General features: G+C 72.1%; 14 protein-coding genes. 5 read left to right on the forward strand and 9 right to left on the reverse strand.

All coding sequences use genetic code 11. The features are described from left to right. Nucleotides 1-198 precede the first annotated feature (198 nt). Nucleotides 199-1,122: a hypothetical protein gene (locus ACZ3IL_RS25995; protein ID WP_467393998.1), complete on the reverse strand. Its 924-nt coding sequence runs from the start codon at nucleotides 1,120-1,122 to the stop codon at nucleotides 199-201. A 79-nt stretch (nucleotides 1,123-1,201) separates the two neighbouring features. On the opposite strand from ACZ3IL_RS25995, the gene ACZ3IL_RS26000 reads away from it, so the two are divergent. From ACZ3IL_RS26000 to recX, 4 genes are all read left to right on the forward strand, one after another. After that, on the forward strand, nucleotides 1,202-1,396 hold the full coding sequence (locus ACZ3IL_RS26000) for a DUF3046 domain-containing protein (RefSeq protein ID WP_041662943.1): 195 nt from the start codon (nucleotides 1,202-1,204) through the stop codon (nucleotides 1,394-1,396). Between the two features lie 428 nt (nucleotides 1,397-1,824). After that, on the forward strand, nucleotides 1,825-2,955 hold the full coding sequence (locus tag ACZ3IL_RS26005) for an AI-2E family transporter (RefSeq protein WP_467394208.1): 1,131 nt from the start codon (nucleotides 1,825-1,827) through the stop codon (nucleotides 2,953-2,955). 298 nt (nucleotides 2,956-3,253) lie between these two features. Continuing rightward, the gene (gene recA / locus ACZ3IL_RS26010; protein ID WP_467394000.1) at nucleotides 3,254-4,387 is read left to right on the forward strand and encodes a recombinase RecA; all 1,134 of its coding nucleotides are present in this window, start codon (nucleotides 3,254-3,256) and stop codon (nucleotides 4,385-4,387) included. A gap of 4 nt (nucleotides 4,388-4,391) precedes the next feature. Continuing rightward, nucleotides 4,392-4,958 carry a recombination regulator RecX gene (gene recX, locus ACZ3IL_RS26015; RefSeq protein WP_467394002.1) on the forward strand — a complete coding sequence of 189 codons (567 nt, stop codon included), beginning with the start codon at nucleotides 4,392-4,394 and terminating at the stop codon, nucleotides 4,956-4,958. A gap of 85 nt (nucleotides 4,959-5,043) precedes the next feature. Here the strand turns inward: recX and ACZ3IL_RS26020 are convergent, their stop codons facing one another. The 8 genes from ACZ3IL_RS26020 to ACZ3IL_RS26055 form a co-directional block, all read right to left on the reverse strand. Then, entirely contained in the window at nucleotides 5,044-5,451 is a 408-nt protein-coding gene (locus ACZ3IL_RS26020) for a rhodanese-like domain-containing protein (RefSeq protein ID WP_467394004.1), read from the reverse strand. Beyond that, nucleotides 5,448-5,960 (reverse strand): cupin domain-containing protein, encoded by a 513-nt coding sequence (locus ACZ3IL_RS26025; protein ID WP_467394006.1) that lies wholly within the window; start codon nucleotides 5,958-5,960, stop codon nucleotides 5,448-5,450. Before ACZ3IL_RS26025 ends, ACZ3IL_RS26020 begins: the two co-directional genes overlap by 4 nt. A gap of 255 nt (nucleotides 5,961-6,215) precedes the next feature. Continuing rightward, the gene (locus ACZ3IL_RS26030) at nucleotides 6,216-6,302 is read right to left on the reverse strand and encodes a putative leader peptide (RefSeq protein WP_388694379.1); all 87 of its coding nucleotides are present in this window, start codon (nucleotides 6,300-6,302) and stop codon (nucleotides 6,216-6,218) included. A gap of 32 nt (nucleotides 6,303-6,334) precedes the next feature. Beyond that, nucleotides 6,335-8,044, reverse strand: a complete 1,710-nt coding sequence (locus ACZ3IL_RS26035; RefSeq protein ID WP_467394008.1) for an FAD-dependent monooxygenase — start codon at nucleotides 8,042-8,044, stop codon at nucleotides 6,335-6,337. A gap of 325 nt (nucleotides 8,045-8,369) precedes the next feature. Next, nucleotides 8,370-9,260: an amino acid ABC transporter permease gene (locus ACZ3IL_RS26040; protein WP_467394009.1), complete on the reverse strand. Its 891-nt coding sequence runs from the start codon at nucleotides 9,258-9,260 to the stop codon at nucleotides 8,370-8,372. Then, nucleotides 9,257-9,931: an amino acid ABC transporter permease gene (locus tag ACZ3IL_RS26045; RefSeq protein ID WP_467394011.1), complete on the reverse strand. Its 675-nt coding sequence runs from the start codon at nucleotides 9,929-9,931 to the stop codon at nucleotides 9,257-9,259. The genes ACZ3IL_RS26040 and ACZ3IL_RS26045 overlap by 4 nt, the downstream gene beginning before the upstream one ends. Before the next feature lie 120 nt (nucleotides 9,932-10,051). Further along, complete coding sequence (locus ACZ3IL_RS26050) at nucleotides 10,052-10,873, reverse strand: glutamate ABC transporter substrate-binding protein (protein WP_467394013.1); 822 nt, start codon at nucleotides 10,871-10,873, stop codon at nucleotides 10,052-10,054. A gap of 53 nt (nucleotides 10,874-10,926) precedes the next feature. Continuing rightward, nucleotides 10,927-11,712: an amino acid ABC transporter ATP-binding protein gene (locus tag ACZ3IL_RS26055; RefSeq protein WP_467394015.1), complete on the reverse strand. Its 786-nt coding sequence runs from the start codon at nucleotides 11,710-11,712 to the stop codon at nucleotides 10,927-10,929. A 359-nt stretch (nucleotides 11,713-12,071) separates the two neighbouring features. On the opposite strand from ACZ3IL_RS26055, the gene ACZ3IL_RS26060 reads away from it, so the two are divergent. After that, nucleotides 12,072-12,785 (forward strand): response regulator transcription factor, encoded by a 714-nt coding sequence (locus ACZ3IL_RS26060; RefSeq protein WP_467394017.1) that lies wholly within the window; start codon nucleotides 12,072-12,074, stop codon nucleotides 12,783-12,785. Nucleotides 12,786-12,789 lie beyond the last annotated feature (4 nt).

Consider the following 12,789-nt stretch of genomic DNA (forward strand, 5'->3'; position numbering starts at 1 on the left):
CGCGTGCGGTCCCGGAGGGCCGGACTCCGGCCCCGGAGGGGCCCGCCGCCGAACCGGTCACCGGCCCCTTCGCCCCGCTCCGGGTCTTCCGGGAGGCGTACGGGATGCCGCCGCACGCCTGGCGGCCGGCGCGCGGCCGGTCCCGGATGCCGTGCTGAGTCCGTGCGGGGGCCGTGCCGCTCCTTCCGCGCGTACTCCTCAGTCGATGGGCCGGCCGTGCGCGCGGAGGGTGCGCAGTGCCTCCACGGTGACGATCGGGCGCCACTCCAGGGCCGAGCCGGGGGCCCAGGCGCGCCAGCGGATCGGCCAGCCGCCGTCCTCCTGCTGGTCGGCCGCGAGCCGGTCCAGGGACCGGGCCGTCTCCTCCTGCGTGAACCAGCGCGCGGCCAGCGAGTCCGGTACGCGCGCGTAGTCGTGCGGGAAGTGGTGCTCCCCGGGCGCGTACCCGTCCGCCACGGGATAATCCTCCGGCCGGTCCGGGTCGAGAACGGCGAGCCCCTGCTCCCGGACGAGCCTGCCGAGCCGGTCGGCGGCCGCCTCCGCGCGCGGACGGTCGGGGGCCCCGTCGAGGAAGGCGACGGCCGCCTGGACCTCGTACGGATGGGACTTCTCCAGGTTCTCCACGGCCGACCAGCAGAACTCGGTGGCCCGGAACAGCCAGGCGTGCCACACCTGGTTGCGGTGCAGCAGCCCGACCACCGGGCCGGTCGAGAGCAGCGCGCTCGGCGGGGAGTCGACGACCGGGACGAAGGGCGCCGAGGGGTAGCCGCGCTGGGACGGGTGGATCGCCGGGAGCGCCCCGTCGTGCGTGGACACCGTCGTGAGGTAGCGGCAGATCCGCTCGATCCGGGGGCCGCCGCAGCGTCCGACGGAGTCCAGGACGCGCAGGGCGTGCGCGGTGTGCAGCGGCTGGCTGACGGGGCCGCGCAGGTCCGGTTCGAGCGCGTGACCGTAGCCGCCGTCCTCGTTGAGGTACGCGGTGAGGGCCGTCTCGACCTGGTCCGCGCCACCGCGCCGGAAGTGGTAGGCGAACCGGCGCTGTTCGAGGACCCGGGCCGTCAGCCAGACGAAACGCTCGGCGCGGGCCAGAGGGGTCGGGGAGGAAAGGGTGGTTTCGGCCATGCACCGACCGTAGGGCGGAAAGCCCCGGTGACAAGGGTCATGGGGCGGGCTGCACTCTTGGGAGCGGGATACTGGGGGCATGCGGTTGACGATTTTCTGGGAACGGATGGCCGACCACTTCGGCGCGTCGTACGCCGAGTCCTTCGCGCGGGACCACGTGATGGCGGAGCTCGGGGGCCGGACCGTGCGGGAGGCGCTGGACGCAGGCTGGGAGGCGAAGGACGTGTGGCGCGCCGTCTGCGCGGCCGTCGACGTCCCCGCCGACAAGCGCTGAGGGACCGGCCGTAGGGCGCCGCTCCCGGGAGCCGCCCCCCGGGGGGCGTGACCGGGGCGGCCCCGGAAGCGCGCGGCGGGGCGGCCGGCGGTGGACGGAGGGGCACGGCGGAGCGGCCCGCGGTGTGACGGGAGCCGTACGGCAGGACGTCCGGCGGGGACGCGCGGGGCCCCCGGCGGAACGCCGGAGCGGTGCGCGAGACTGGCGGGGTGGCCCCGACTGACGACAGCGACGACATCGCCAAGCCCGACGACATCACCGAACCCGACGCGTCCGCCGAGCCCGGAAGGCCCCGGCCGTCCGGTGCGACGGTCTCCCCGGCCCCGGCCACCGGGACCGGGAGAGGCGTCGCCGCGGGCACGTCCTCCGCCCCGGGGGCCGCGCCTCCGGGCCCCGCCGCCACGGCGCCCCCGGCGGGCGCCGAGCGGATGCCCCGCTGGCTGCCCCGCGCGCTCGTCCTGGCCCTCGCCCTCTACGCCTGCTTCAGGCTGGGCGACTGGGCCTTCCACCAGCTCATCGGCCTGCTCGTCAACATCCTCCTGGCCTTCTTCCTCGCCCTCGCCATCGAGCCGGCGGTCGGACGCATGGCCGCGCGGGGGATGCGCAGGGGCCTCGCCACCTTCCTGGTCTTCCTCGCCGTCCTGGTCTTCGGCGTCGGGTTCGTCTTCCTCCTGGGGTCGATGCTCGCCGGCCAGATCATCGACATCGTCGAGAACTTCCCCAAGTACCTCGACTCGCTGATCAAATGGATCAACGACAGCTTCCACACGGACCTGTCGCGGGTCGAGGTCCAGGACAGCCTGCTCCGCTCCGACTGGCTGCAGAAGTACGTGCAGAACAGCGCGTCCGGGGTCCTCGACGTCTCCGCCACGGTCCTCGGCGGCCTGTTCCGGCTCCTCACGATCTTCCTCTTCTCGTTCTACTTCGCGGCCGACGGGCCCCGGCTGCGGCGCGCGCTCTGTTCCGTCCTGCCGCCCGCCCGGCAGGCCGAGGTGCTGAGGGCGTGGGAGATCGCGGTCGACAAGACCGGCGGCTACCTCTACTCGCGCGGTCTGATGGCCCTCGTCTCGGGCATCGCGCACTTCGTGCTCTTCGAGATCCTGGACGTGCCGTACGCCCCGGCGCTCGCCGTGTGGGTCGGTCTGGTCTCGCAGTTCATCCCGACCATCGGCACCTACCTGGCCGGTGCCCTGCCCATGCTGATCGCCTTCACCGTCAACCCCTGGTACGCGGTGTGGGTGCTCGGCTTCGTCGTGATCTACCAGCAGTTCGAGAACTACGTCCTCCAGCCGAAGCTCACCTCGAAGACCGTGGACATCCACCCGGCGGTGGCCTTCGGCTCGGTCATCGCGGGGACGGCGCTGCTCGGCGCCGTCGGCGCGCTGATCGCCATTCCGGCCGTCGCCACCCTGCAGGCCTTCCTCGGCGCCTACGTGAAGCGCTACGACGTGATGGACGACCCCCGCGTCCACGGTCACCGCAGGTACGGCGAGGCGGTGGTCGCCCGGCTGCAGAAGGCCCTGCACCACAAGAAGGAGTCCGGGCCGGAGGAGTCCTGACCCGGCGGCCCGGGCCGGAGGAACCCCGACCCGGCGGCCCGGGCCGGAGGAACCCCGACCCGGCGGCCGGCGGCGCGGGAGCGGTTCCCGGCGGGCGGATCGCGGCCTCACTCCGGCCCCGCGTGGCACGCTTGACACTAAAATCGAACATCCATTCTCATGGAAGTCCGGGCCTTGGGATCACGGGGTTGTCGCGGAGTTGTCCACAGGCCGGGCGGGAGGGCGAGGCCCATTGTCAGTGGCAGGGGTTAGCGTCTTTCACATGAAGCGATCGACTCAAGCAAACCGGGTGGAACCCATGGCAGGAACCGACCGCGAGAAGGCGCTCGACGCCGCGCTCGCACAGATTGAACGCCAATTCGGCAAGGGCGCGGTCATGCGCATGGGCGACCGCACCCAGGAGCCGATCGAGGTGATCTCCACCGGATCGACCGCGCTGGACGTCGCCCTCGGCGTCGGCGGACTGCCGCGCGGCCGTGTCGTGGAGATCTACGGCCCGGAGTCCTCCGGCAAGACGACCCTGACCCTGCACGCCGTCGCGAACGCGCAGAAGGCCGGCGGCCAGGTCGCCTTCGTGGACGCCGAGCACGCCCTCGACCCCGAGTACGCCAAGAAGCTCGGCGTCGACATCGACAACCTCATCCTGTCCCAGCCGGACAACGGTGAGCAGGCCCTCGAGATCGTCGACATGCTGGTCCGCTCCGGTGCCCTCGACCTGATCGTCATCGACTCCGTCGCCGCGCTCGTCCCGCGCGCGGAGATCGAGGGCGAGATGGGCGACTCGCACGTCGGCCTCCAGGCCCGTCTGATGAGCCAGGCCCTCCGCAAGATCACCAGCGCGCTCAACCAGTCCAAGACCACCGCGATCTTCATCAACCAGCTCCGCGAGAAGATCGGCGTGATGTTCGGTTCGCCGGAGACCACGACCGGTGGCCGCGCCCTGAAGTTCTACGCCTCGGTGCGCCTCGACATCCGCCGCATCGAGACCCTCAAGGACGGCACGGACGCGGTCGGCAACCGCACCCGCGTCAAGGTCGTCAAGAACAAGGTCGCGCCGCCCTTCAAGCAGGCGGAGTTCGACATCCTCTACGGCCAGGGCATCAGCCGCGAGGGCGGCCTGATCGACATGGGCGTGGAGCACGGCTTCGTCCGCAAGGCGGGTGCCTGGTACACCTACGAGGGCGACCAGCTCGGCCAGGGCAAGGAGAACGCCCGCAACTTCCTGAAGGACAACCCCGACCTCGCCAACGAGATCGAGAAGAAGATCAAGGAGAAGCTGGGCGTCGGCGTCCGGCCCGCGGCCCTGCCGGCCGAACCGGGCGCGGACGCGGCGGGCACGGACGCGGCCGGTGCGGACGACGCCGCCAAGAGCGTCCCGGCACCCGCGGCCAAGACCGTGAAGGCGACCAAGGCCACCGCGGTCAAGAGCTGAACCGGTGACCGGTCGCACCGAATGGCCGGGTGACGGTCCCGACTCGTCGAGGGCCGAAAAGGAACCGTCACCCCAGGAACCGGCTGAGCGGGCGCGGGCGATCTGCCTGCGCCTGCTCACCGGGACCCCCCGCACGCGCAAACAACTGGCCGACGCGTTGCGCAAGCGGGAGATTCCCGACGAGGTCGCGGAAGAAGTGCTCTCCCGCTTCGAGGACGTCGGGCTCATCGACGACGCGGCCTTCGCCGGGGCCTGGGTGGAGTCCCGTCACCACGGGCGGGGACTCGCCCGGCGGGCTCTCGCCCGGGAGCTGCGCACCAAGGGCGTCGAGCCCACCCTCATCCAGGAGGCGGTGGACCGGCTCGACTCCGAGCGGGAGGAGGCCACGGCGCGCGAACTGGTGGCCCGCAAACTGCGCGCCACCCGCGGTCTCGACCGCGACCGGCGGTTGCGGCGGCTCGCCGGCATGCTCGCCCGCAAGGGATACCCCGAGGGCATGGCCCTCCGTGTCGTCCGCCAGGCCCTGGAGGCGGAGGGCGAGGACACGGAGGGGCTGGACGAGCCCTACTGACACGGAGGAGGACGGAAGACCCCGCGCCGACGAGGGACCTGCCGTCCGCCGTCCGCCGCCCTCTCCGTTTCCGGTCTCGGTCCCGTCAGGAGCGGGTGGGCGGGAGCAGGACCGGGAGGCCCGCGGCCCGCCAGGCCTGGAAGCCGCCGATGAGATCGGTCGCCCGGTGAAGGCCCAGGCGGCGCAGGGACTCGGCGGCGAGGGAGGAGGCGTAACCCTCGTTGCAGAAGACGATCACCCGCAGGTCGTGGCTGTCGGCCTCCGCCGCGCGGTGGCTGCCCAGCGGGTCGAGCCGCCACTCCAGTTCGTTGCGCTCCACGACCAGCGCGCCCGGGACCAGCCCGTCCCGTTCCCGCAGGGCCGCGTAGCGCGTGTCCACCAGGAGGGCGTCCCCGGCCCCGTACGCCTCGTACGCCGCCCGGGGGGAGATCCGGTCGAGGCCCGACCTGACCCGCTCCAGAAGGACGTCGATGCCCACGCGCTCGTCGCTCACCCCCAGTCCTCCGGACGCTCGACCTGCTCCAGGCGGAGCACCGCGCCCGTCCGGCTGAAACGCCGGATCAGCGGAAGGGGCGGATGGTAGACGTGCACCGACACCGCGTGGGTGTCCGGGGACCCGTTGAACACCTCGTGCACGTGGTGGCGGCCGAAGGCCCGTCCCGCCCCCTCCCCGAGACGGCGGGAGCGGTCGACCCCTCCGGTCAGTTCCAGGGTCTTCCAGCCGCTCGCCGGCAACCGGACCGCGAGCGCGTTCTCGGTCAGCGTGCCGCGCGCGGTGGCGAAGGCGCCCTGCGACTCGGCGTGGTCGTGCCAGCCGGTACCGGTGCCGGGAGGCCAGCCGATGAGCCAGGCCTCGCTGCCGCCGGGACCGTCGAGCCGTACCCAGGTGCGGCCCTCGGGGTCGAGCGGCAGGGAGGAGACCAGTTCCCGGTCGGCGGCCGTGCGCCGGACGAACTCCAGCAGTTCGGCCGCTGTCGGAGCTGTCGGAGCTGTCGGAGGCACCGGAGCTGCCGGAGCTGCCGGGACCGGAGCGGCCGCGGCAGCCGGGGCAGTGGGAGAAGTGACGGGGGCTGCGGACAGGGAAGGGGCGGCGGAGACGCCGGGTACGGGTGGGGGAAACGTGACGTGCTGGGACACGGGTGACCGTCCTGGGGTTCGCGAAGGGCGCGCGGCGGCACGCGGCACACACGGACCCGCGTCGGCCGGTGAGGACGACGGGACGCGGAGCGGCGGCGGGGCGCGCGGGGAAGGGCGAGGTCAGCGGGACGGTCGACACACGCAGCCCGCATAGCGGAGGAGGTCCACATGGACCCTCCGCCACAGGCGCGCATCGGTGTCGGTCACGTCCCGGAGTACACCACGCGGTCCCGCCGGAATCAACGCGTGTCCGCCGTGCGGTCACTCCCCACGGCCGCTCCGGGGGACACACCGGACTTCTCCGCCTCGTCCCCTTCCCCGTCGGTGCCCTCCCCGCCGCCGGCGACGGAGCCGCCGCGCACCGCGTCCGCCGCCGCGTACAGCTCCTCGGGGCGGACCCCGGAGAAGGAGGCCACGAGGTGTCCGTCGGGCCGCACCAGCAGGACGGCGTGGGCCGGGGCGCCCGGGTAGGCCTCCGTCACCAGGACCTCGGCCTTCACCGGGAGGGCGCGGACGGCTTCTTCGAGACGGGGCATCACCCCGGCGGTCCGCCAGTGGCGCCGGTCCCACACCCCGGTGCCGGGGGCGATCAGGACGACCAGGAGGCGGCCCCGCCCGAGCCGGTCCCGGAGCCGTACGGTCGTGCCGTCGGGGGCGGTCACATGGACGTCCTCGACGGGGGCGCCCGGCGGGGTGCCCACCGGGGTCCACCCCTCGGTGTACGGGGGCGCGAGGGGGGAGTGCGGGTACGCGGGGGGCGCGCCGAGCGGCCCGCGCCCCACGTGGCCGTCGGTCAGCAGCGCGTCGTGACCGCGCGAGGCCCCCGGGAGGTAGGTCCGCAGCCCCCCGCCGCCGCGCAGCACCGACAGGGACTGGTCCGCCGCCCGCAGCCGGGTGGCGACGGCCGCCCGTCGTTCGCTCTGGTAGCTGTCGAGCAGCCGGTCCGAGCCGCCGTGGTGCCAGGTCAGGGCGAGCTTCCAGGCGAGGTTGTCCACGTCCCGGAAGCCCTCGTCGAGCCCCTGGGTGCCGACCGCGCCGAGCAGGTGCGCCGCGTCCCCGGCGAGGAGCACCCGGTCGACCCGCCAGCGGCGTGCGAGCCGGTGGTGCAGCGTGTACACCCCGGTGTCGATGAGTTCGTACGGCGGCGTCACGCCGTCGCACCAGCCGGCCAGGGTCTCGCGGATGCGCGCGATCAGCGCGTCCGGGGTGACCAGGTCGCCACGGGGCGGCAGCAGCCAGTCGATCCGCCACACCCCGTCGGGCAGCGGGCGCGCGCCGATCTCCTCGGCGGCGCCGCGCCAGGCGGGCTGACGGTGCAGCAGGGCCTCGCCGGGCCAGGGGAGTTCGGTGCGCAGGGCGGCGACGGCGTGCCGTTCCACCGCCGTGCGGCCGGGGAAACGGATGCCGAGCAGCTTGCGCACGGTCGAGCGGGCGCCGTCGCAGCCGACGAGGTGACTGCCGCGCCACCAGGTGCCCGCCGGGCCCCGGGTGTGGGCGACGACCCCGTCCCGGTCCTGCTCGACGGAGTCGAGCCGGGCCTCCGTGACGAGCCGGACCAGTTTCTGCCCGGCGACGGCGGCGCGCAGTCCGCGTGCGAGGGCGTGCTGGGGGATGTGCAGCGGGGCGGCCGGGGCGGCGGGCGCGGAGGGGTCCTCGGACCACTCCTCCGTACCGCCGAGCCCCAGATCCAGGTCCGTCCGGCGCACCACCTGGCGGCGGCGCATGCCGCGCCAGCCGATCCAGCGGACGCCCTCCTCACGGAGGGTCGTGCAGCCGAGGCGTTCGACCATGGCGGCCATGTCGGCGCGCAGGACGACGCTCCGGGCCGGGCGGGGTTCCTCCTTGCCGGAGCCCTCGTCGAGGACGACGCTGGGCACGCCCTGGGCGGCGAGCGCGAGGGAGAGCGCGAGACCGACCGGCCCCGCGCCCACGATGATCACCGGGTCCACGGCGCGGCTCCTGAAGGCCGGACGGTCATGAGGGCAGCACACCTGAGTGTGGCACGAACCCGGTGCTTGATCACAGAACGTATGCAACCCACTGAGAGTGCCCGCGTCAAGCGACGGGTGCCCGCGTCAGGCGTCGGGGTGCTTGCGCCGGGGGAGGGAGCGTGGTGAGCCCTCACCGGAGGGGGCGGACACCGCCGGCGCCGCGCGAAGGGGCGGGTCCGGCGCGGCCGACTCGACGTCGTACCGCTCCGGCCCGCCCCTGTCGTCCCGGGACTCCGCCGCGGGACCGGCGAATCCCCGCGGAATCCGCCGGCCTCCTCCGGTGTCAGGCGCCGGTCGGGGCCTCCGCCGGGGTCTCGCCGGTCTTCACGGCGGCGCTCTCGGTCACGCCGGACGTCTTCCGGCCCTGCCGCAGCCGCTGTTCGAGCCGGCTCGCGAAGGTGGTGAGGGCGAAGTTGAGGCCGATGAAGATCAGCGCGATGACCGTGAAGGTGGCGATCGTGTTGGCGCCGTAGTTGGCCGTGATCTGCCGGTTCTGGCTGAGCAGTTCCGCGAAGCCGAGCAGGGCGCCGCCGAGCGCGGTGTCCTTGACGATCACGACGAGCTGGCTGACCAGGGCCGGCAGCATGACGGTCACGGCCTGCGGCAGCAGGACGTACAGCATGGTCTGGCCCTTGCGCATGCCGAGCGCCACGGCCGCGTCGCCCTGGCCACGGGGCAGCGAGAGGACGCCGGCCCGGACGACCTCGGCGATGACCGAGGCGTTGTAGAGCACCAGGCCGGTGACGACCGCGTACAGCGGACGGAAGTCGGAACTCACGGAGGTGAACTGCGCGTACACGGCGCTCGCGAACATCATCAGGAGCAGCACCGGGATGGCGCGGAAGAACTCGACGACCACACCGACGGGCACCCGCACCCAGCGGTGGTCCGAGAGCCGGCCGATGCCGAGGAGGGCGCCGAACGGCAGTGCGATCAGGATGGAGAGCGCGGCGGCCTTGAGGGTCTCGACCAGACCCGGCAGCAGGTACGTCGTCCAGACCCGGGAGTCGGTGACGAACGGGCTCCACTTGTCGGCCGACAGCTGGCCCTTCTCGGCCAGGGCGGAGAGCACCCACCAGGCCAGCAGGGCGAGGACGACGAGGAAGCCGACCGTGTAGAGGACGTTGCGCCGCCTGGCGCGCGGGCCGGGGGTGTCGTACAGGACGGAAGTCATCGCTTCACCGCCAGTCGCTTGGCCGCCCAGCCCAGGACCAGGCCGGTGGGGAGGGTGAGGACGATGAAGCCGAACGCGAAGACGGCGAAGACCGCGAAGAGCGCGTCGGCCTCGTTCTCGATCATCTCCTTCATCAGGAACGCCGCCTCGGCGGCGCTGATGGCCGCCGCCACGGTGGTGTTCTTGGTGAGGGCGATGAGGACGTTGGCGAGCGGGGTCACCACGGCGCGGAAGGCCTGCGGGAGCACCACCAGGCTGAGGACCTGGAAGAAGCTCAGTCCCAGCGCGCGGGCGGCCTCGGCCTGGCCGGGCGGGACGGTGTTGATGCCGGAGCGCAGCGCCTCGCAGACGAAGGTGCCGGTGTAGGCGACCAGTCCGAGGATCGCGAGCCGGAAGCCGATCGTCTCGGAGTCGTCGGCGCCGAGCGTGATGCCGAGGGTCTGGTCGAGTCCCAGCGAACAGGCCACGATGACCACGGTCAGCGGGGTGTTCCGGACGAAGTTGACGTACGCGGTGCCGAAGGCCCGCATGAGCGGGACCGGGCTGACCCGCATGGCGACCAGGGCGGTGCCCCAGATCAGGGAACCTATCGCCGAGTAGAAGGTGAGTTGCGCCGTCACCCAGAAGGCGCCGAGCAGGTCGTACTGCCCGGAATCAAGAAAGTCGAACACGATGCCCCGCGCTCTCCCCTGGTGGTCGGTCGGTGTGGAGGCCGCCGCGGGGGCGGCGGCCGGTGCCCGCGCGACGGCCGTCCCGTACGGGGAAGGCCGTCACGATGGGGGCGGGGTGGGTCAGCTCTCGACCTTCGGCGCGGGCTCGTACTTGTAGCCGGACGGGCCGAAGTGCTCCTTGACGAGCTTCTCCCAGGTGCCGTCGGAGACCATCTTCTCCAGCGCCTTGTTGATCTTGCCGCGCAGCTCGGCGTCGCCCTTCTTGAGGCCGATGCCGTACTTCTCGTCGCTCATCCGCAGGCCGGCGAGCTTGAACTTGCCCTGGTTCTCCTTCTGGGAGGCGTAGCCCGCCAGGATGGAGTCGTCGGTGGTGAGGGCGTCGACGCGCTTGTTCTCCAGGCCGGTCAGGCACTCGGAGTAGCCGCCCAGCTGGCGCAGGTCGGCCTTGGGGGCCAGCTTGTCGCGGACGTTCTGCGCGGAGGTCGAGCCGGTGACCGAGCAGAGCTTCTTGGAGTTGAGGTCCTCGACCTTGGTGATCGAGGTGTCGTCGGCGCGCACGAGCAGGTCCTGGTGGGCCAGGAAGTACGGACCGGCGAAGTCGACCTCCTTCTTGCGCTTGTCGTTGATCGAGTAGCTGGCGACGATGAACTTCACGTCGCCGTTCTTGATCAGGTTCTCGCGCTCGGCGCTCGGCGCCTGCTTGAAGTTGATCTTGTCCTCGGCGTAGCCGAGCTCCTTCGCCACGTACCGGGCCACGTCGACGTCGAAGCCGGCGTACTTGCCGTCCGGGGTCTTCAGGCCCAGGCCCGGCTGGTCGAACTTGATGCCGACGGTGATCTTGTCGCCGTTGCTCCCGGAGTCGGACCCGCCACCACAGGCCGTCGCGGTCAGCGCGAGCAGGACGACGGCCGCGGCGGCGGCGGAGGTGTTGCGAAGCTTCATGGAGGAATGTCCCTTGGCTAGGCGTGAGTGGGGAAGAATAGGCCCGAACTCGCTCAGTGGTGAAGGATCTTGGAAAGGAAGTCCTTGGCACGGTCGCTGCGCGGGTTGCTGAAGAACTCCTCGGGCGAGGCCTGTTCGACGATCTTCCCGTCCGCCATGAAGACGACCCGGTTGGCGGCGGAGCGCGCGAAGCCCATCTCGTGGGTCACGACCACCATGGTCATGCCGTCCCGGGCCAGCTGCTGCATGACCTCCAGGACCTCGTTGATCATCTCGGGGTCGAGCGCCGAGGTCGGCTCGTCGAACAGCATGACCTTCGGATCCATCGCGAGCGCGCGGGCGATCGCCACGCGCTGCTGCTGACCGCCGGAGAGCTGGGCGGGGTACTTGTCCGCCTGGGTGCCGACGCCCACCCGGTCGAGCAGGGCGCGGGCCTTGGCCGCGGCGGCCGTCTTCTCCGTCCCGCGGACCTTGACCTGCCCCAGCATCACGTTCTCGAGCACCGTCTTGTGCGAGAACAGGTTGAACGACTGGAAGACCATGCCGACGTCGGACCGCAGCCGGGCGAGCTCCTTGCCCTCCTGCGGCAGCGGCTTGCCGTCGATGGTGATGGTGCCGGAGTCGATGCTCTCCAGCCGGTTGATCGTGCGGCACAGCGTCGACTTGCCGGACCCCGAGGGTCCGATGACGACCACGACCTCGCCGCGGGTGATCGTCAGATCGATGTCCTGGAGGACATGCAGTGCGCCGAAGTGCTTGTTCACGCCGGACAGTACGACCAGGTCCTCCGCGGCACGCGGGGCGTTCTCCGGACCCTTGGACACTGACTCTCCGCTCATCGGCCTCTTGCTCCGTCCTCCTCGGTTGGGGAGGACACTAGAGACCGGGTGTGACGAGCGTCATCACATCTGAGCGGAAATTGAGGATAACGATCCGGCCGCGCACGGACACGCCGTGTGAAGACGCCGCCGCGGACCGCCCCGGAGGTGCCGCGCGGACGACCCCGTCGCGGGGGGACGCGTGAGCACGTCACCGATGAACGGTGTTCATGTTCCGGTACCACCTGATACACAGAGACCCGTCACCCGGCACGGACGTCCCGGGGGACACGGGGAACCCGCGAGGGCCCCGCAAGAAGACCGGAGAACCCAGACGGCCCAGACAGCCCACGGAACCCGGGGACACGGAGGAGGTACGCATGCGACTGCTGCTCGTGGAGGACGACGACCACGTCGCCGCCGCCCTCTCCGCGATCCTCGCCCGGCACGGCTTCAGCGTCACCCACGCGCGCAACGGCGAGGAGGCGCTCCAGGCCGTCCTGCCCACCGCGCAGGGGGAGCGCCCCTCCTACGGGGTCATCCTGCTCGACCTCGGCCTGCCCGACCAGGACGGCTACCAGGTCTGCGGCCGCATCCGGAAGCTCACCACCACCCCGGTGATCATGGTGACCGCGCGCGCGGACGTGCGCTCCCGCATCCACGGGCTCAACCTCGGCGCCGACGACTACGTCGTCAAGCCCTACGACCCCGGAGAACTCCTCGCCCGCATCCACGCCGTCAGCCGGCGCAGCACCGGACCCGAGGAGACGGCCGGCGCCGCCGGAACCGCCGACGGGACCCTGCTGCGGCTCGGCTCCGTCACCGTCGAACTGCCCACCCGCAGGGTCAGCGTCGACGGCGAGGGCGTCCAGCTCACCCGCAAGGAGTTCGACCTGCTCGCCCTCCTCGCCCAGCGGCCCGGTGTCGTCTTCCGCCGGGAACAGATCATCAGCGAGGTCTGGCACACCAGTTGGGAGGGGACCGGCCGCACCCTGGAGGTGCACGTCGCCTCCCTGCGCTCCAAGCTGCGGATGCCGGCCCTGATCGAGACCGTGCGGGGCGTCGGCTACCGCCTGGTCGTCCCCGCCGCGTAGCCCT

The sequence above is a fragment of the Streptomyces sp. NPDC014907 genome (assembly GCF_055562975.1).

Excerpts from the sequence above, each read along its gene's own strand:
- ACZ3IL_RS26050 (WP_467394013.1), bottom strand. The coding sequence starts at position 10,873 with ATGAAGCTTCGCAACACCTCCGCCGCCGCCGCGGCCGTCGTCCTGCTC.
- ACZ3IL_RS26060 (WP_467394017.1), top strand. The coding sequence starts at position 12,072 with ATGCGACTGCTGCTCGTGGAGGACGACGACCACGTCGCCGCCGCCCTC.
- ACZ3IL_RS25995 (WP_467393998.1), bottom strand. The coding sequence starts at position 1,122 with ATGGCCGAAACCACCCTTTCCTCCCCGACCCCTCTGGCCCGCGCCGAG.
- recA (WP_467394000.1), top strand. The coding sequence starts at position 3,254 with ATGGCAGGAACCGACCGCGAGAAGGCGCTCGACGCCGCGCTCGCACAG.
- ACZ3IL_RS26005 (WP_467394208.1), top strand. The coding sequence starts at position 1,825 with ATGCCCCGCTGGCTGCCCCGCGCGCTCGTCCTGGCCCTCGCCCTCTAC.
- ACZ3IL_RS26055 (WP_467394015.1), bottom strand. The coding sequence starts at position 11,712 with ATGAGCGGAGAGTCAGTGTCCAAGGGTCCGGAGAACGCCCCGCGTGCC.
- ACZ3IL_RS26000 (WP_041662943.1), top strand. The coding sequence starts at position 1,202 with ATGCGGTTGACGATTTTCTGGGAACGGATGGCCGACCACTTCGGCGCG.
- ACZ3IL_RS26040 (WP_467394009.1), bottom strand. The coding sequence starts at position 9,260 with ATGACTTCCGTCCTGTACGACACCCCCGGCCCGCGCGCCAGGCGGCGC.